At 61.4% G+C, this 16411-nt stretch carries 20 protein-coding genes; 19 read left to right on the top strand and 1 reads right to left on the bottom strand.

What is annotated here, in order from left to right:
- Nucleotides 1–20: 20 nt before the first annotated feature.
- Nucleotides 21–1229, bottom strand: coding sequence for a cytochrome b/b6 domain-containing protein (locus IU397_RS10675; RefSeq protein WP_204413276.1), 1209 nt, complete (start codon nt 1227–1229; stop codon nt 21–23).
- 176 nt (nt 1230–1405) lie between these two features.
- On the opposite strand from IU397_RS10675, the gene fabD reads away from it, so the two are divergent.
- The 19 genes from fabD to IU397_RS10580 all read left to right on the top strand — a co-directional run bounded on the left by fabD (nt 1406) and on the right by IU397_RS10580 (nt 16296).
- A complete protein-coding gene (gene fabD / locus IU397_RS10670) occupies nt 1406–2335 on the top strand; it encodes an ACP S-malonyltransferase (protein WP_204413275.1) in 930 nt (309 codons plus the stop codon).
- 68 nt (nt 2336–2403) lie between these two features.
- The gene (locus IU397_RS10665) at nt 2404–2961 is read left to right on the top strand and encodes an ankyrin repeat domain-containing protein (protein WP_204413273.1); all 558 of its coding nucleotides are present in this window, start codon (nt 2404–2406) and stop codon (nt 2959–2961) included.
- Between the two features lie 231 nt (nt 2962–3192).
- Nucleotides 3193–3915 (top strand): bifunctional 2-polyprenyl-6-hydroxyphenol methylase/3-demethylubiquinol 3-O-methyltransferase UbiG, encoded by a 723-nt coding sequence (locus IU397_RS10660; protein ID WP_204413271.1) that lies wholly within the window; start codon nt 3193–3195, stop codon nt 3913–3915.
- Between the two features lie 106 nt (nt 3916–4021).
- Nucleotides 4022–4759 (top strand): 3-oxoacyl-[acyl-carrier-protein] reductase, encoded by a 738-nt coding sequence (gene fabG, locus IU397_RS10655; protein WP_204413269.1) that lies wholly within the window; start codon nt 4022–4024, stop codon nt 4757–4759.
- A gap of 308 nt (nt 4760–5067) precedes the next feature.
- The gene (locus tag IU397_RS10650; RefSeq protein ID WP_204413267.1) at nt 5068–5301 is read left to right on the top strand and encodes an acyl carrier protein; all 234 of its coding nucleotides are present in this window, start codon (nt 5068–5070) and stop codon (nt 5299–5301) included.
- Nucleotides 5302–5696: 395 nt separating this feature from the next.
- Nucleotides 5697–6959, top strand: a complete 1263-nt coding sequence (gene fabF, locus IU397_RS10645) for a beta-ketoacyl-ACP synthase II (RefSeq protein WP_204413266.1) — start codon at nt 5697–5699, stop codon at nt 6957–6959.
- The gene (gene mltG, locus IU397_RS10640; RefSeq protein WP_204413262.1) at nt 6959–8113 is read left to right on the top strand and encodes an endolytic transglycosylase MltG; all 1155 of its coding nucleotides are present in this window, start codon (nt 6959–6961) and stop codon (nt 8111–8113) included. Before fabF ends, mltG begins: the two co-directional genes overlap by 1 nt.
- 158 nt (nt 8114–8271) lie before the next feature.
- Complete coding sequence (locus IU397_RS10635; RefSeq protein ID WP_204413253.1) at nt 8272–8628, top strand: hypothetical protein; 357 nt, start codon at nt 8272–8274, stop codon at nt 8626–8628.
- Nucleotides 8558–9901 carry a DNA-packaging protein gene (locus IU397_RS10630; protein WP_204413251.1) on the top strand — a complete coding sequence of 448 codons (1344 nt, stop codon included), beginning with the start codon at nt 8558–8560 and terminating at the stop codon, nt 9899–9901. The genes IU397_RS10635 and IU397_RS10630 overlap by 71 nt, the downstream gene beginning before the upstream one ends.
- 269 nt (nt 9902–10170) lie before the next feature.
- Nucleotides 10171–11358, top strand: a complete 1188-nt coding sequence (locus IU397_RS10625; protein ID WP_204413249.1) for a phage portal protein — start codon at nt 10171–10173, stop codon at nt 11356–11358.
- Between the two features lie 3 nt (nt 11359–11361).
- The gene (locus tag IU397_RS10620; protein WP_370541652.1) at nt 11362–11931 is read left to right on the top strand and encodes an HK97 family phage prohead protease; all 570 of its coding nucleotides are present in this window, start codon (nt 11362–11364) and stop codon (nt 11929–11931) included.
- A 41-nt stretch (nt 11932–11972) separates the two neighbouring features.
- Nucleotides 11973–13166 (top strand): phage major capsid protein, encoded by a 1194-nt coding sequence (locus IU397_RS10615; protein WP_204413237.1) that lies wholly within the window; start codon nt 11973–11975, stop codon nt 13164–13166.
- Nucleotides 13167–13324: 158 nt separating this feature from the next.
- Nucleotides 13325–13906 carry a hypothetical protein gene (locus IU397_RS10610; protein WP_204413235.1) on the top strand — a complete coding sequence of 194 codons (582 nt, stop codon included), beginning with the start codon at nt 13325–13327 and terminating at the stop codon, nt 13904–13906.
- A gap of 8 nt (nt 13907–13914) precedes the next feature.
- The gene (locus tag IU397_RS10605) at nt 13915–14253 is read left to right on the top strand and encodes a phage head closure protein (protein WP_204413232.1); all 339 of its coding nucleotides are present in this window, start codon (nt 13915–13917) and stop codon (nt 14251–14253) included.
- Nucleotides 14250–14660, top strand: coding sequence for a DUF3168 domain-containing protein (locus IU397_RS10600; protein WP_204413231.1), 411 nt, complete (start codon nt 14250–14252; stop codon nt 14658–14660). The genes IU397_RS10605 and IU397_RS10600 overlap by 4 nt, the downstream gene beginning before the upstream one ends.
- A 49-nt stretch (nt 14661–14709) precedes the next feature.
- Nucleotides 14710–15123, top strand: a complete 414-nt coding sequence (locus tag IU397_RS10595) for a phage major tail protein, TP901-1 family (RefSeq protein WP_204413229.1) — start codon at nt 14710–14712, stop codon at nt 15121–15123.
- Nucleotides 15123–15443 (top strand): gene transfer agent family protein, encoded by a 321-nt coding sequence (locus IU397_RS10590; protein WP_204413215.1) that lies wholly within the window; start codon nt 15123–15125, stop codon nt 15441–15443. The genes IU397_RS10595 and IU397_RS10590 overlap by 1 nt, the downstream gene beginning before the upstream one ends.
- Before the next feature lie 17 nt (nt 15444–15460).
- Nucleotides 15461–15631: a rcc01693 family protein gene (locus tag IU397_RS10585; protein WP_239479721.1), complete on the top strand. Its 171-nt coding sequence runs from the start codon at nt 15461–15463 to the stop codon at nt 15629–15631.
- Nucleotides 15631–16296: a phage tail tape measure protein gene (locus IU397_RS10580; protein WP_204413211.1), complete on the top strand. Its 666-nt coding sequence runs from the start codon at nt 15631–15633 to the stop codon at nt 16294–16296. The genes IU397_RS10585 and IU397_RS10580 overlap by 1 nt, the downstream gene beginning before the upstream one ends.
- The last annotated feature ends 115 nt before the right edge of the window (nt 16297–16411 follow it).

The following is a 16411-nucleotide window of genomic DNA, read 5'->3' as shown; positions in this document are numbered from 1 at the left end:
GCCGCAGGGCGGGGTTTCCTTCATTCGCTGACCCGCTGCGCCGTCAGGGTGACGGTGACCGGGACGGGGAACCCGACAGAGCTTTCGTCGGAATAGCTGGGGATCCCGATCTCATAGTTGCGACGGTCGAGCGTCGTGGTGCCCTCCATCGTGGCCGTGTCGCCATCGAGGGTCAGCGTGAAGGGCAGGGTGACGGGGCTTTCCTGACCGCGCAGGTTCAACACGCCCTCCGCCACATATCCGTCCCCGTCGCCTGGCAGGATATCTGCGGTAAAGGTTGCCGTGGGGAAATTGCCCGCGTCAAAGAATTCCGCCCCCATGGCCTGATCCGTGACAGAACCCAAGGACAGGCTGCCGATGGCGATGGTCACCTCGACCGTGCCGTGGCTGCCATCGGTCGGTTCCTCGGCAAATTCGATGGCGGCGGTCCAATCGGCAAAGCTCCCTTCGACCGCTGATCCCAGCTGCGTGACGCTGATACCAAGGGTGCCTTCGGTAACGTCCCACCCGGTTTCAACCTCTGCCAGCGCGGCCACATCCGACGCCGTGCTTTTCTGGGCAAAGACGCCAAGGCCAAGGCCCACGATGACAGCCAACCCATAGGCTCCGGCCGCGGCGATCATCGGTGCGGTACTGGCCGAATGCTTGCCCACTGCAGGGGCATCGACGTCGCCGGGCAGCATCCGCTTGAGCGTCACGTCCTTGTCCACGAAATGATGTTTCAGCGCGCCTGCGATATGCAACAGCAGGGAGATCACGAGGACCCGCTCAAACACGATATGCAAGGCGGCAAACGTTTGGGCCACCCCTTCATCTTTGGGCACGAATGGCAGTGTCTGGCCAAAGGGCCACCAGATCGGCGCAAATCCGGTCGTGGCCGAATGGTGGATCCAACCGGTCAGTGGGACGATCACAAGGGCCGCATACAATGTCCAATGGACCGTCTCGGCCAGCCAGCTTTCGACCTTGCGATCCGCATGGAGCAGCCCGGGCTTGGGCTGGCTCACCGCCCAGGCGATCCGCGCCAATGCCACGAAAAAGATCGTGACCCCCACCGTCTTGTGAAACGAGAATAAAATGGCCTTGGTCGCCAGTGCCTCTGACGTGTCGAATGACCAGTTATGCGCGATGATACCCAGCGGGATCACGGTAAAGATCAAAAGAACGGTCAGCCAATGCAGTGTTTTCGTGACGCCGCCATACAAGGCGGGAGAATTGGTCAGGGCCATGGGACACTCCTAAAATGGTCCACTGCGTTACGCGGTAAGATAGGGGTCTATTCCCGTTTTGTCATAAATTCGTCCGCACAGATTCTGTGCGCTTTGGTGCCCGCGCTGGGCCCGACCGCTTGGCAAGGCCCGGCACAGGGGCTAGACCGACCCGGCAGTAAGGGAGGGATATCGCGATGCGGGCATTCGTATTTCCGGGGCAGGGCGCACAGACCATTGGCATGGGCAAGGCGCTGGCCGAGGCCTATCCGGCCGCACGGGCCGTCTTCGATGAAGTGGACGACGCGCTGGGGGAAAAGCTCTCAACCCTGATCTGGGACGGCGATATCGCTACATTGACCCTAACGGAGAATGCCCAACCTGCGCTGATGGCCACATCCATGGCTGCTCTGCGCGCTTTGCAGGCCGACGGGATCGGAATCGACAGCGCCTCTTTTGTGGCCGGTCATTCACTGGGGGAATACTCGGCGTTATGTGCGGCGGGGGCTTTCACGCTCAGCGATACGGCGCGGCTGTTGCGCGTGCGTGGGCGCGCGATGCAGGCTGCCGTGCCGGTGGGCGAAGGGGCGATGGCCGTGATCCTGGGGCTGGATCTGGCCGCTGTCAAAGAGGTTGCGGACGAGGCCGCCTCCCACGGGGTGTGCCAGGCCGCCAATGACAATGACCCCGCCCAAGTTGTCGTCTCTGGTGCCAAGGCCGCGGTCGATGCCGCCGTTGAGATCGCCAAGGAAAAAGGCGCCAAGCGTGCGATGTTGCTGCCGGTTTCCGCCCCCTTCCACTGTGCGTTGATGGAGCCCGCAGCACGGGCCATGGCCCAGGCTCTGGACGGTGTGGAAATCAGAGCACCTAGCGTGCCGGTCGTCGCCAATATCGAGGCGCGCGCTGAAACCGACCCGACCACGATCCGGTCCCTGTTGGTCGATCAGGTCACAGGATCCGTCCGCTGGCGGGAAACCGTGATCTGGATGGCCGGTCAGGGCGTGACGGAAATGTGGGAGTTGGGCGCAGGCAAAGCCCTGTCCGGCATGATCCGCCGTATCGACAGATCCGTGGCCACCCGCGCCATCGGCACACCTGACGACATCAAGGCCGTGCTGGCGGGATAGAGGCACTTGAGATCGGCGGGCCCAGGGCTCGCCTGCGATCGGCGACCTAGGCAAAGGCATTTGAACCGATGACAACATTTCGAGTTCTGCTGACCAAGATCTTCATGGGGTTGGTATCTGCCGTCGCGGCGGACCCCAGTGCAGATGAGGTTGCCCAATTTCACGCCTTGGTTCAGACCGGCGCGGCGTCTGAGGTTGCAGCTGCCCTGGCGCAGAACTCGGCCCTAGCAACGGTACAGGATCGCTACGGGTTTCAGGCAATCCATGTGCTGGATTACAGCGATTTTGCGGCCAAGCTATCGCTGCTGATTGACCATGGTGCCGATGTGAATGCCCGAAACGATCAGGGACACGCGCTGTTGCACATCCTGATCGATCCCGAGTTTGTTCCGGTGGTTTTGGCTGCGGGCGCGGATCCCGACGTCAGGGATAATGAGGGGCGCACACCACTGATGCTGTTTCTTGCCGAAGCGGACAGCTTTGACATGATTGCCGCGCTGCTGGGGGCGGGCGCCGATCCCAACGCCCGCAATTCCGCTGGCCAAACCGTACTGGCTGTCGCCAAGGCGCTGGAGGTCGATCCCGAAATCGTTGATCTGCTCGTCAGTGCCGGCGCAACCGAGTAGCGACCTCAAACCAGGTCAGGTGGCAGACGTTGCTCAAGACCGCTGGTGAAAGATCATCAACCGCCGCAGATTTGAATTGGGCCTGCATCTGACGCAGGGCGGGAGTTATCGCCGGTTTGTCGCGACTGGCGCAGACATCCATGCTGCAGGATTGGCCATTGAGGGGTTGATTTTTGCGCATCACCTTTGCGGCCCTGGGCGACAAAAGTGACCTTGGATAGGAGCCGCAAGATGACTGAGGCAAATCGAAAAGCCTGGACTGCAGGTCGTTACGACGCCTGGCGATTTGCCTTTGGTGAGGCCGCCGAGGCCGCAGATCGGATCGTATCAGATCCTCAACATGTGGTGCGGCGCCTCTCGCCTTATCTGGGCGAGGTTGGGGGTAAGCGCATTTGCAATGTTCAAGGCTCACATGGCCGCATTGCCGTTGCGCTTGCCCTTCTGGGCGCCAAGGTGCAGGTCATCGATTTCTCTGAGGAGAACGAGCGATTTGCCATGGATCTTGCAAAGGCGGCGGATGTCTCAATCGACTACGATGTCTGCGATATACTGGAGGTTGAACGCCTTGATTTGCCGCACAAGTTTGATGTGCTCGTCCTGGAACTTGGTATTCTGCACTATCATCAGGACCTGAGCGCGTTTTTCGGTGTCCTGCGCCGCCTGACAAGGGATGGCGGGATGCTTTTTCTGAATGAGTTTCATCCCGTCCAACGCAAGCTATTTTGGCCGGAGGGACCGCATGACTATTTTTTCGATGGGCTGGTCGAGGGCGATGTCCCCAATCCGAATGCCGATGGGCCGTCCCTTGGTATGTGCGCTTATCGCTTCTGGACGCTGGGAGAGGTTGTGACTGCCATCGTGGAGAACAACTTTACGATCACCCGCCTGGACGAGCATCCTGAAATGGGCGACAGGGCGATACCGGGGACCTTCACGTTGCTGGCCCGCGCTTAGCACCTGATCGGTGGACATGTCGTCGGTTGGTTGCACGCGACGAGACATTGCGCCTTTTGACGGGGCGTGTCATGGGCGTGTGCACCAAAATCGCGGAGGAGCCCCCATGTTTGACCTGACTGAAAAGCGCGCCCTGATCACCGGAGCGTCCGGTGGGATCGGCGCAGGGATTGCCCGGGCGCTCCATGGCGCGGGGGCCACTGTCGCGCTGTCGGGCACCCGGACCGGGCCGCTGGAGGAGTTGGCGGCGGATCTGGGCGACCGGGCCCATGTCACCCCGTGTAATCTGAGCGATGCGGATGCGGTGGAGGCGCTACCCAAACAGGCGGCGGAGGTCATGGGCGGCGTCGATATATTGGTGAATAATGCAGGCATCACGCGGGATAACCTGTTCATGCGTATGTCCGATGAGGAATGGGCCAGCGTGATCGAGGTCAATCTGACCTCCACCATGCGTCTGTGCCGCGGAGTGTTGCGAGGCATGATGAAGGCGCGCTGGGGGCGGATTGTCAATATCAGCTCTGTCGTGGGGGCCACGGGCAATCCGGGGCAAGGCAATTATGCAGCCTCAAAGGCGGGGATGGTCGGGATGTCGAAATCCTTGGCCTATGAGGTAGCGAGCCGGGGCATCACCGTAAACGCCGTGGCGCCCGGCTTTATCACCACTGCCATGACCGACAAGCTGATCGATGACCAAAAGACCAAGATCCTGGCCCAGATCCCGGCCGGTCGCATGGGACAGGCCGACGAGATTGCCGCCGCCGCTTTATACCTGGCGAGCCCAGAGGCAGCCTATGTGACGGGAACCGTTCTGCATGTGAATGGCGGCATGGCGATGGTTTAAACGGGGCGTTCGGGTTGGCTATTCCTGACCCGATCTTGCAGTTCTGGCCGCGCTTTCCCATGTCTGATGCTCCAGATGCGGGGACCAGCGAAAGCGTTTGCCTTACGAAAGGACTATGCTATAGGCGGCGCAGATTTCGGCCCCGGTCTTCCGGAACGTCGGGCGAAACCCCGCCACAGACGGGATAAACCGCTTCGGTGACGGAGCACACCAAACGGCGCTGGCAAGAGCGTTTATGAGCAGCTCCGCAAGGAGTGAGGGACACGGAATTGGAGCGCTGCTCCACCCATCTATGAGGATATAAGACCATGAGCGACATCGCGGATCGCGTTAAAAAGATTGTTGTCGAGCACCTGAGCGTCGACGAAGATAAAGTTGTTGAATCTGCCTCGTTCATTGACGACCTGGGCGCGGATAGCCTGGACACCGTTGAGTTGGTCATGGCGTTCGAAGAAGAATTTGGGATCGAGATCCCGGATGATGCTGCTGAAACCATCCAGACCTTTGGCGACGCCGTGAAGTTCATCACCGAAGCCGCCTGACTGCGGATCGCGTTTCTGATAGACTGCCAAAAAGCGCCCTTGGGGGCGCTTTTTGCGTTTTGGTGCGCTGGGTGGCGATCACTTGGGGGCACTTGGTGATTTGTGAAAGGTATTTGCCTCCGGCGGGGATATTTAGGAACACATGATGGGGGCGATGGTCGGCTCTTATGTGTGTGTGTCTCGTAGGGTTCTGCTTGCGTTTTTGCTGACTAGCCAGCTGCAGTCGGCATATCAGGCCAACACCACGAGCGAAGTTGGGGGAGAACGTGCTGTGGGCGCCGAGCGACATCTGATTTCAGAGCGGGGCGTTGCCGCCTGATGTGCGGGCGCTCTTGCTCCTTGCTTGGTGAGGCGTGTATTACAACGCTAACAAGAAACGATATGAGGGTGGGTTGATGCGGCGTGTGGTAATCACGGGTATGGGCATTGTGTCTCCGCTGGCTTGCGGTGTCGAAGAGACCTGGAGCAGGCTTTTGGCGGGGCACTCCGGAGCAGGCACGATCCAGCAGTTCGATGCGAGCCATATGGCCACGACCTATGCCTGCGAGGTGCCGCGCGGCGATGGCAGCGATGGAACGTTTAATCCCGATGATTGGATGCAGCCGAAGGAGCAGCGCAAGGTCGACACCTTTATCCTGTTTGGCATGGCGGCGGCGGATCAGGCCGTGCGCGATGCAGGCTGGATGCCCGAGGACCTTGAGGATCGGTTGCGTACGGGCGTGTTGATTGGATCCGGGATTGGCGGGCTCAACTCCATCGCCGATACCTCGATCACATTGCGGGACAAGGGACCGCGGCGGGTCTCGCCGTTCTTTGTGCCGGGCGCGCTGATCAATCTTGTTTCGGGGCAGGTGGGCATTCGCTATGGGTTCAAGGGGCCCAACCACGCCGTGGTGACGGCTTGTTCGACGGGCGCCCATGCCATTGGGGACGCGGCGCGGCTGATCATGTGGGACGATGCCGATGTGATGATCGCAGGCGGCGCGGAAAGCCCTATCGGGGAGATCGGCATCGCCGGGTTCAACGCCTGCAAGGCTTTGTCGACCAAGCGGGGGGATGATCCGGAGGCGGCGAGCCGCCCTTATGATGCCGACCGCGACGGGTTTGTGATGGGCGAGGGCGCCGGAGTTGTGGTTCTGGAAGAGTTGGAACATGCGCGGGCCCGCGGGGCCAAGATCTATGCCGAGGTGCTGGGCTATGGCATGTCGGGCGATGCCTTTCATATCACTGCACCGGATGAGACGGGCGACGGGGCCGAACGTTCGATGAAGGCCGCGTTGAAACGGGCCCAGCTGGAGCCGAGCGCCGTGGATTACATCAATGCCCATGGCACGTCCACCATGGCCGATACGATAGAGCTGGGCGCGGTTGAGCGTTTGTTGGGCGATGCGGCGGGCGGGGCGACGATGAGTTCGACCAAATCTGCCATTGGGCATCTGCTGGGTGCGGCGGGCGCGGTCGAGGCGATTTTCTGCATCCTGGCCCTGCGGGATCAGGTGGCACCGCCTACCATCAATCTGGACAATCCGGCTGTCGACAGTGCCCTAAATCTGGCGGCCAATGCCAAGCATGAACGGGAGATCAAGGTGGCCCTGTCCAATTCCTTTGGGTTTGGTGGCACCAATGCGTCCCTGGTTCTGGGACAGGTGGCTGACTGATGTGGAGAGCGCTGGCATCGAACGCATTGACCGTTTTTGTGGTGGCCTTGATCGGGGCGGCCATCGGCATCGGTTGGGCCCAAAGCACCTATCGCGGGTCTGGTCCGCTGGTTGAGGCGATTTGCCTTCAGGTTGAGCCTGGATCGAATATGACTGTCGTGTCGCGTGATCTGGTGGAGAAAGGGGCGGTCGCCAATGGTGCCATCTTTCGGATGGGGGCAGATTATACAGACAAGACCGGTTTGCTGAAGGCCGGAAGCTTTCTTGTGCAACCCGGCAGCAGCATGGAAGAGATTGTAGATACCATCACCCGCGGAGGGCGAAATACCTGCGGAACGGATGTGAATTACCGGATTGGGGTTTTGCGGACCAGCATCGTCGTGCGCGAACTGGATCCGGCGACGAATGATTACCGGCAGCTGCTGTCCTTCGCACCGGGCGAGGACGAGGTGCCGGCGGAATATGAACAGGTTCTGGAACGCGCCGACGCCCGGCTGCGGGTGACCTTGGCCGAGGGGGCGACAAGCTGGCAAGTGGTCGATGCGCTGCGCAAGGCGGAGTTTCTGCAAGGCGATATTGCCGAGGTTCCTGCCGAAGGTATGCTGGCGCCCGACAGTTATGATGTGCAAAGCGGCGACGACCGGGCACAGATTCTCTCCCAGATGCAACAAAAGCAGTCTCGCATCTTGGCCGATCTATGGGCTGCGCGCGATACAAATGTGCCGTTGCAAAGCGCCGAGGAAGCACTGGTTCTGGCCTCGATCGTGGAGAAGGAGACTGCCATCGCAGATGAGCGTCGTAGGGTTGCCAGCGTCTTTGTCAATCGTCTGAACCAGGGGATGCGCCTGCAGACGGACCCAACCGTGATCTATGGGATCACCAAGGGCCAAGGCGCGTTGGGCCGGGGGTTGCGACAGAGTGAGCTACGCCGTGAAACCCCTTATAACACTTATGTTATTGACGGTTTGCCGCCGACCCCGATTGCCAATCCAGGGGCAGAGGCGATCCGCGCCGCGTTGAACCCCGACAGCACCAGCTACTTGTTCTTTGTGGCCGATGGCACGGGCGGTCATGCCTTTGCCGAGACGCTGGCAGAGCATAACGAAAACGTCTCTCGCTGGCGCGAGATTGAAGCGCAGCGGCAGTCCGAATGACACCACCGTACGGTGGGGGCCGCTGCGCAACGCATTGACCGGGCGCACGGTCCAAAGTAGAACTTAGTCAAGCTGGAAGAAATGGGCAAACCGCCGACCGATGGGTCTGGCGGTTTTTTGTTTCGATCGTGCGGAGGCATGGGAAAGCGGGTCAAACAATGAAAATCGATACGACACTTGGGGAAGAAGCCATTCAGCGCGAACGCGATGAAATGGAAATCACGGAAAGCATGTTGGCGGACATGCGGGCAGAAATTGCTGAAATTGTTAAGGAAATACGCCGGGGTGAATCGGGGCGTGCGAAGAAGCTGTCTTCGGTCGCGGGTGATTTGCGCAAGGCGACGTTCCTGGTGGTAGAGGAAAGGCGGCGACATGAGCAAAGGCTTGGCAAAGGAAGCGCAGGGGATGGTCTCAGCCCTGCGCTCGATCTCGAAAAGGCACGCGATGAGGTCGAATGCCGCCTGGCTCGCCTGCGCCTCGCCCGAGGTGCAGGAGGAGTTTCTGGACAGTCTTGAGCCGGAAACAGTGATGGCGTTGCCCTGGCTGTTTGAGTTCTGGGCGATGCCGCATCAGTTGCCGCCGGAAGGCGACTGGCGCAGTTGGGTGATCATGGGGGGGCGCGGCGCGGGGAAAACCCGCGCCGGTGCCGAATGGGTCAGATCAAAGGTTGAGGGGCCCCGGCCGGAGGACACCGGAGAGGCGCAGCGTGTTGCTCTGGTGGGTGAAACTGTCGAGCAGACGCGGGAGGTGATGGTGTTTGGTGAAAGCGGTATCCTGGCCTGCAGCCCACCGGATCGCCGTCCGGTTTGGGAGGCCACGCGCAAGCGGTTGGTCTGGCCGAACGGGGCGGTGGCACAGGTCTTTTCGGCCCATGATCCCGAGTCCCTTCGTGGGCCGCAGTTTGATGCGGCCTGGGTCGACGAATTGGCCAAATGGAAACGCGCGGAAGAGGCGTGGGACATGTTGCAGTTTTCGCTGCGGTTGGGCGACCGACCGCAGCAATGCGTGACGACGACGCCGCGTAATGTGGGTGTGTTGAAAGCTTTGTTGAATGCCGGCTCGACGGTTGTGAGCACGGCCCCAACGGAGGCGAACCGCGCCAATCTGGCAGCTTCCTTCCTGGAAGAGATCCGCAACCGGTATTCCGGGACGCGGCTGGCGCGGCAGGAATTGGACGGCGTATTGTTGGAGGATGCCGAAGGCGCGCTTTGGGGTCTTGCCGACATGGAGGCGGCACGGTTGCGCGAACCGGTCGAGCCGATGCGCATTGTCGTTGCGGTTGATCCCCCGGTGACGGGTAAAAGTAATTCGGATGAATGCGGGATCATTGTGGTCGGGGCCGTGGTGGATGGCCCCCCGCAAGAGTGGCGCGCGGTGGTTTTGGAAGATGCGACTGTGGCGGGCGCCTCGCCTCTGGAATGGGCGCAAGCGGCCTTGGACGCGATGGCGCGACACAAGGCTGACCGGCTGGTGGCAGAGGTCAACCAGGGCGGTGATTTGGTGGAAACGGTAATCCGGCAAATCGATCCGACGGTGCCTTATAAGGCGGTCCACGCATCCCGCAGCAAAGTCGCCCGGGCCGAGCCTGTGGCAGCGCTTTATGAACAAGGGCGCGTGGCTCATTTGGCTGGGCTGGATACGCTGGAAGATCAGATGTGCCGGATGACGGCGCAAGGCTACAAAGGCAAAGGCAGCCCCGACCGCGTCGATGCGCTGGTCTGGGCCATCCACCACCTTTTGATCGAGCCTGCCGGGCAATGGCGCAGACCCCGGGTGAGGTTGCTGTAATTGCTTCATTATGTGTTCAAAAATATCCCCGCCGGAGGCACAAATCTTGCTGTGGGGTTGTAAGATTTTACGGCTTCCGGCGGGGATATCTGGAAACACATAATGTGGGCTTCGAGGCGCTCTCGTGAGAGCCGGTCGAGATCACTACATCGGAATGAAAAAGGTGCGGGCTGCGGCGCGGCCCCCTTTTGTGCCCGCCCCCTGCCGATTGGACCGGCAGGGGGATGGGTGAGTTATCGGCATGTCGCGGTGAAAAGGAGCTGAACCAGATGGTATTCGAGTTTATGCGGCGGGGACGGGAGGTGCCGGAGGCCAAAGCTTCGGCCACCGGTCCGTTAACAGCCGGGCCGGGCATATCCTATCATGGCTCGGGTCGGGTGGTGTGGTCGCCGCGCGATACGGTATCTCTGACCAAAGCGGGATTTGCTGGTAACCCAGTGGGTTTTCGTGCGGTCAAATTGATCGCCGAAGCGGCCGCGGCTGTGCCCCTTGCCTGCCAGGACAGCACACGGCGCTACGATGCGCATCCTGTGCTTGGGTTACTTGCGCGGCCAAACGGGGCGCAGGGGCGGGCGGAGTTGCTGGAGGCGGCTTATGGGCAGCTTTTGCTGTCGGGCAACCTCTACTTTGAGGCCGTGGGTCTGGAGGGGTTGCCGCTGGAACTGCATGTTCTGCGCGCCGACCGGATGAGTGTCGTGCCGGGGAGTGACGGGTGGCCCATCGCGTATGAATATGCGGTTGGCACGCGCAAACATCGGTTTGATATGACCGGTGATGTGGTGCCGATCTGTCATATAAAAAGCTTTCATCCGCAGGATGATCATTATGGTTTAAGCCCGATCCAGTCGGCGGCCAGCGCGATTGATGTGCATAACAGCGCGTCGCGTTGGTCGAAGGCCTTGTTGGACAATGCGGCCCGGCCTTCCGGAGCCATCATTTACAATGGTGGTGAGGGTCAGGCAGCGATGACTCCCGAACAGTATGATCGTCTGTTGAGCGAGATCGAGAGCAACCACCAAGGCGCACGCAATGCAGGGCGCCCGATGTTGTTGGAAGGGGGGCTGGACTGGCGCCCGATGGGCTTCAGCCCCTCCGACATGGAGTTCCAAAAGACCAAGGAGGCGGCGGCGCGGGAAATTGCGACAGCCTTCGGGGTGCCACCGATGCTGCTGGGCATTCCGGGCGAGGCGACCTTTGCCAATTATCAGGAGGCCAACCGGGCCTTCTATCGCCTGACGGTGCTGCCCCTGGTGACGCGGGTGCTGGCGTCTGTTTCCGATTGGTTGGGGCGGTTTGACGGTTCGAACGTGGTGCTGAAGCCGGATCTGGACCAGATCCCGGCGTTGTCGGTGGAGCGGGAGGCGCAATGGCGAAGGGTCTCTGACGCCGGTTTCCTGACGGATGCTGAAAAGCGGGCCCTGCTGGGTTTGCCGCCCTTGGTAGAAGGCGGGGAATAGGAGATGAGCATGATTACAGAGGGTTACGGGCCTGCCTTGGAGCGGAAGTTCTGCCAGGCCGACAGCACGCTTGAGGTGATCGACGGGGCTGTGATCGCGGGCTATGCCTCCCTGTTCGGGCTGCGCGACAAGGGCGGCGATTTGGTGCAGGCGGGGGCCTATCAGGCCTCCCTTGACCGGTTGGGTGCAGCCGGGATCCGGGTCAAGATGTTGTGGCAGCACGATCCGGCGCAGCCCATCGGGGTCTGGGACGAGGTCCGCGAGGATGAGAGGGGCCTTTACGTCAAAGGCCGGTTGCTGCCTGAGGTCGCCCGGGCTCGGGAAGCCTGCGCGCTAGTGGAAGCCGGTGCGATTGACGGTCTGTCGATTGGCTATCGCACCAAGCGGGCTGAGAAGGCCACAGGCGGTGCGCGGCTTTTGCACGAATTGGAGCTATGGGAAGTGTCGCTTGTGACCTTCCCGATGCTTCCCGAGGCGCGGGTCGGGGCCAAGGGCGAAGATCCCGACACGCCGGTGCTGCGCGAATTGGCGGAGGCGCTGCAGGCGGCCCGTCGGGAAATGATGCAGGGCTGAGCCTGTATCGAGACTGACCACCCGAAAAAGGAAAATAGCAGATGAGCACACCCGAGACGAAGGCTCGGGCCGGGAGCGATGTGCCCGGCGGACAAGGTTCTGGCACTGATGTCACATCAGCGCTGACGGGGTTTCTGAGCGATTTCAGAGCCTTTCAGGACGACATGAAAGCAAAGTTTCAAACACAGGAAGAGCGACTGACCATGCTGGATCGGAAAACCATGATCTCTGGGCGTCCCGCCCTTGCGACCTCGGCTGAGGTTGAGGCCCCCCACCAGAAGGCGTTTGAGGCCTATCTGCGTACGGGCAATGATGACGGCCTGCGCGGGCTGGCTCTTGACGGCAAATCGCTGAGCACCGCAGTTGATGCGGATGGCGGTTTTCTGGTCGATCCCCAGACATCGATCAGTGTGCAGAGCGTTTTGACCTCGACCGCGTCGATCCGGGCGATTGCGAATGTGGTGACCGTTGAGGCGACATCTTACGATGTGCTGATCGACCGCGGCGACATGGGATCGAGCTGGGCCAGCGAGACCGGTACGCTGACTGAGACGACGACCCCGCAGATCGAGCGGATCGTGATCCCCGTCCATGAGTTGAGCGCGCTGCCCAAGGCGAGTCAACGTTTGCTGGACGATGCGGCCTTTGACATCGATGCTTGGCTGGCGGGCAAGATCGCGACGAAGTTCGCCCGCGCCGAGTCGGATGCATTCATCAACGGTGATGGTGCTGACAAGCCGACCGGTTTCCTGACCTATCCGACCATCGACAATGACAGCTGGGCCTGGGGCAATATCGGCTACATCCCCACCGGTGTGGCTGGCGATTTTGGCAGTGCCGATGCCATTGTCGAACTGGTCTATGCGCTGGAGGCTGAGTACCGCGCCAACGGGACGTTCGTCATGAACTCCAAGACAGCCGGAACGGTGCGTCGTCTGAAGGACAATGACGGCCGTTTCCTGTGGTCCGACGGTCTGGCCGCAGGTGAGCCTGCTCGTTTGCTGGGCTACCCTGTTCTAGTTGCCGAAGATATGCCGGACATTGCGACCGGCGCCGATGCGATTGCCTTTGGCGATTTCACGGCGGGCTACACCGTGGCCGAGCGTCCTGATCTGCGCGTTCTGCGCGATCCGTTCTCTGCCAAACCGCATGTTCTGTTTTATGCAACCAAGCGTGTGGGCGGCGATGTGAGCGACTTTGCTGCAATCAAATTGCTGAAATTCTCGGCCTCTTAAAACGAGCCCGGGAATGATCCTGCGCGCCAGCAAGCGCGCAGGGTGGCGGGCGTGTTTCACGATATTTGCGTTGTCCAGCTGCTCCCCCTCCGCCCGAGCAACGCAAGAGACATGTCCGCCGATCCATCTTTTTGGGGAGCTGAAACCGGAGAGACGAGATGGAATTGAAGGAATTGGCGCCGGTCCCGGTGGCCTCGTTGCCGATTGCCAGCTTCAAGGAGCATTTGAGGTTGGGCACCGGTTTCGCGGATGCCGGGGGTGAGGATGGGCTGTTGGAACGCTTTCTGCGCGCGGCCATTGCCGAGGTTGAACAGCATACGGGCAAGGCGCTGTTGGAGCGTATTTTCCAGCTTAAACTGGCGAGTTGGTCAGTGGCGCGGCTGCCGATCGCCCCGGTTGGTATCGTTGTGCGCGCGCGGCTTCAGGCTGCGGACGGGAGCTTTGCTGACTTGAGCGCTGGTGATTACGCGCTGGGATATGACCGGCATCGCCCGACGGTGACTGCCGTTGGCGGGACATTTCCCGCTGTGCCCCGGGGTGGGGCACTGTTGCTGGATCTAGAGGCGGGCTTTGGCCCGGATTGGGCCGACGTGCCGCCTGACCTGGCTTTGGCCGTGATGCAGCTTGCGGCGCGCCATTACGAAGATCGGACAGGCACCGCGTTGGACACGAAGGTGGCGGCGGAAAACATCGGGCGGCTGTTGCGCCCGTGGACGAAACTTTCCGTGGGGGCGCGGTGATGCGGCGCATGGGTGTTCCAAATCTGAGCCACCGGTTGGAGTTGCAGACGCCAGAGCGTGCTCCGGACGGGTGTGGCGGTCACATCACCACCTGGACCACGGTGGGCACGGTCTGGGCCGAGATCCATGCCGGGCGCGGGCGTGAGCGGATCCGGGCGGCGCTGACATTCTCGACCGTGCCGTGCCGCATCATTGTGCGGGCAGCCCCGGTCGGATCACTGGCGCGGCCAAGACCGGAGCAACGGTTTCGCGTTGGAAATCAGGCGTTTCGCATCATGTCGGTCGCCGACAGCGATGTGTCCAGCCGGTATCTGACATGCATGGCCGAAGAGGAGGCCGTATCATGAGTTACACTTTGGGAGCCGCGTTGCAGGCTGCGGTGTACGAAACGCTGACCCAGGATCCCGCTGTCAGCGGGCTGGTCGGCGATGCCATTTTCGACAATGCGCCCGCCGGTGCTGAGCCCCAGCTTTATGCCGTGTTGGGCATAGAGGATGTGTTTGCGCGTAATGACAAAACTGGCACCGGGGCACTGCATCGCTTTACCGTGGGCGTGGTGTCGAACGAGGCGGGCTTTGCATCGGGCAAGGTGCTGGCCGCCGCAATCTCGGATGCGTTGCATGGCGCGCAGCCGGTGATGTCGCGGGGGCGCATCGTTTCCATGAATTTCGAGCGGGCGCGGGCGCGGCGAACGGGGCCGGAGCAACGCCGCCAGATCAATTTACGTTTTGCCGCGCGGGTCGAGGATGCCTGAGCGTTTGAGCGCGGCAGGTGGACAATAATCTTAAAACGAGGAGAGCGAAATGGGTGCTCAGAACGGCAAGGACCTGTTGGTCAAGCTGGATATGGATGGCAGCGGCGCGTTTGTGACGGCGGCAGGTTTGCGGGCGACGCGGATCAGTTTCAATGCCGAGACGGTGGATGTGACCAGCGTCGAAAGTCAGGGGGGATGGCGTGAATTGCTGTCTGGCGCTGGCGTCAAGTCTGCATCGATCAGTGGGTCTGGTGTGTTCAAGGATGACACGACCGACGAACGGGCGCGGCAGATCTTTTTCGACGGTGTGACCCCGGCCTTTCAGGTGATCATCCCGGATTTCGGTCTGATTGAGGGGCCGTTTCAGGTGACCAGTCTGGAATATTCCGGCAGCCATGATGGCGAGGCGACCTATGAGCTGTCGCTCGCCTCTGCCGGTGCCCTGAGCTTTACGGCGCTATGATGGCCAATCCTTGGGCGGGGGAAGTGGCGCTGGTTTTGGATGGGCAGCGCCATGTCTGCAAGCTGACCCTGGGTGCCTTGGCGGAGCTTGAGGAGGCAATGGAGGCCGGTTCGGTGATTGACTTGGTCCAGCGGTTTGAGGGTGGAGGCTATTCCACCCGCGATGTGCTTGCCTTGATCGTGGCCGGGTTACGAGGTGGCGGTTGGGATGGCCAGGCCGCGGACCTGCGCACCGTCGAGATTGGTGGCGGGCTGGTGGAGGCGGCGCGGGTTGCTGCGTTGCTGTTGACGCGGGCCTTTGCCTTGCCGCCCGGTGCCTGATGGACTGGGCCGGTTTGATGCGGTTGGGACTGCATGTGTTGCGCCTGCCGCCGGAGCAGTTCTGGCGGCTGACGCCGGTGGAGCTGCTGATGATGTTAGGGCAGGAAGCGACGGAGCCGCCGCTGACGCGGGCGCGGCTTGACGCCTTGGCTGCGGCCTTTCCCGATGGACCAAGAGGAGATGCGTGATGACGGAGATCGACGGGGCCGATGGCCTGGAGGCGCAGTTGGATGCCTTGGAAGAGAGCCTGGGTGGCGCTGGTGGCATGTTGTCGGCTTTTGACGGTGAGTTGCAGCGGATGCAGGTCAGTTTGGCCGATGCTGGCAAAGCCTCGGGGCAGCTGTCGGGGAGCATCAGCCGGGGGTTGCACGGGGCTTTCAAGGGGCTGGTGTTTGACGGCATGAAGCTGTCCGATGCGTTGCGTCAGGTGGCCAATTCCGTTGTGAATGCGACGTTTTCGGCGGCCGTGAAGCCGGTGACCAGCCATTTTGGGGGTCTCATCTCCCAAGGGATCAATGGGTTGATTGGTGGCGCTGCGGGCTTTGCCAATGGTGGTGCGTTCACCCAAGGCCGGGTGACCCCCTTTGCCAAGGGTGGCGTTGTGACGGGACCGACCCATTTCCCGATGCGCGGTGGTTTGGGGTTGATGGGAGAGGCAGGGCCGGAGGCGATCATGCCCCTGAGCCGAGGGGCCGATGGCAAGCTTGGCGTGCGGACCGAGGGTGGTTCAGCGCGGCCTGTTCAGGTGGTCATGAATATCTCGACCCGGGATGCGGAGAGCTTTCAACGCAGTGAGGCGCAGATTGCCGCGCGGATGAGCCGGGCATTGGGCAAGGGGCAGCGGAACCGGTGAGGGGTTTCGGATCGCAGGCGATCCGACCGATCGGGGGGCCAGCCCCCCCGGCCCCCCCGGGATACTTCCGAACATATAATGGGGACGGCAGCTGCAACGCGCGGTCTTTGTCATG

Origin of the sequence: Actibacterium sp. 188UL27-1 (genome assembly GCF_016901225.1) — a bacterium.
Classification (GTDB): domain Bacteria; phylum Pseudomonadota; class Alphaproteobacteria; order Rhodobacterales; family Rhodobacteraceae; genus 188UL27-1.
Note: the sequence above shows the minus strand (reverse complement) of the source record. Positions and strands in the feature narration are given on the sequence as shown.

Bases quoted from the DNA above. Each gene is read 5' to 3' on its own strand.
- fabG (WP_204413269.1), top strand. From the start codon at position 4,022: ATGTTTGACCTGACTGAAAAGCGCGCCCTGATCACCGGAGCGTCCGGT.
- IU397_RS10615 (WP_204413237.1), top strand. From the start codon at position 11,973: ATGAGCACACCCGAGACGAAGGCTCGGGCCGGGAGCGATGTGCCCGGC.
- IU397_RS10580 (WP_204413211.1), top strand. From the start codon at position 15,631: ATGACGGAGATCGACGGGGCCGATGGCCTGGAGGCGCAGTTGGATGCC.
- IU397_RS10585 (WP_239479721.1), top strand. From the start codon at position 15,461: ATGCGGTTGGGACTGCATGTGTTGCGCCTGCCGCCGGAGCAGTTCTGG.
- IU397_RS10625 (WP_204413249.1), top strand. From the start codon at position 10,171: ATGGTATTCGAGTTTATGCGGCGGGGACGGGAGGTGCCGGAGGCCAAA.
- IU397_RS10675 (WP_204413276.1), bottom strand. From the start codon at position 1,229: ATGGCCCTGACCAATTCTCCCGCCTTGTATGGCGGCGTCACGAAAACA.
- IU397_RS10620 (WP_370541652.1), top strand. From the start codon at position 11,362: ATGAGCATGATTACAGAGGGTTACGGGCCTGCCTTGGAGCGGAAGTTC.
- IU397_RS10610 (WP_204413235.1), top strand. From the start codon at position 13,325: ATGGAATTGAAGGAATTGGCGCCGGTCCCGGTGGCCTCGTTGCCGATT.
- IU397_RS10590 (WP_204413215.1), top strand. From the start codon at position 15,123: ATGGCCAATCCTTGGGCGGGGGAAGTGGCGCTGGTTTTGGATGGGCAG.
- IU397_RS10665 (WP_204413273.1), top strand. From the start codon at position 2,404: ATGACAACATTTCGAGTTCTGCTGACCAAGATCTTCATGGGGTTGGTA.
- IU397_RS10600 (WP_204413231.1), top strand. From the start codon at position 14,250: ATGAGTTACACTTTGGGAGCCGCGTTGCAGGCTGCGGTGTACGAAACG.
- fabF (WP_204413266.1), top strand. From the start codon at position 5,697: ATGCGGCGTGTGGTAATCACGGGTATGGGCATTGTGTCTCCGCTGGCT.
- IU397_RS10660 (WP_204413271.1), top strand. From the start codon at position 3,193: ATGACTGAGGCAAATCGAAAAGCCTGGACTGCAGGTCGTTACGACGCC.
- IU397_RS10595 (WP_204413229.1), top strand. From the start codon at position 14,710: ATGGGTGCTCAGAACGGCAAGGACCTGTTGGTCAAGCTGGATATGGAT.
- IU397_RS10630 (WP_204413251.1), top strand. From the start codon at position 8,558: ATGAGGTCGAATGCCGCCTGGCTCGCCTGCGCCTCGCCCGAGGTGCAG.
- IU397_RS10650 (WP_204413267.1), top strand. From the start codon at position 5,068: ATGAGCGACATCGCGGATCGCGTTAAAAAGATTGTTGTCGAGCACCTG.
- IU397_RS10635 (WP_204413253.1), top strand. From the start codon at position 8,272: ATGAAAATCGATACGACACTTGGGGAAGAAGCCATTCAGCGCGAACGC.
- IU397_RS10605 (WP_204413232.1), top strand. From the start codon at position 13,915: ATGGGTGTTCCAAATCTGAGCCACCGGTTGGAGTTGCAGACGCCAGAG.
- fabD (WP_204413275.1), top strand. From the start codon at position 1,406: ATGCGGGCATTCGTATTTCCGGGGCAGGGCGCACAGACCATTGGCATG.
- mltG (WP_204413262.1), top strand. From the start codon at position 6,959: ATGTGGAGAGCGCTGGCATCGAACGCATTGACCGTTTTTGTGGTGGCC.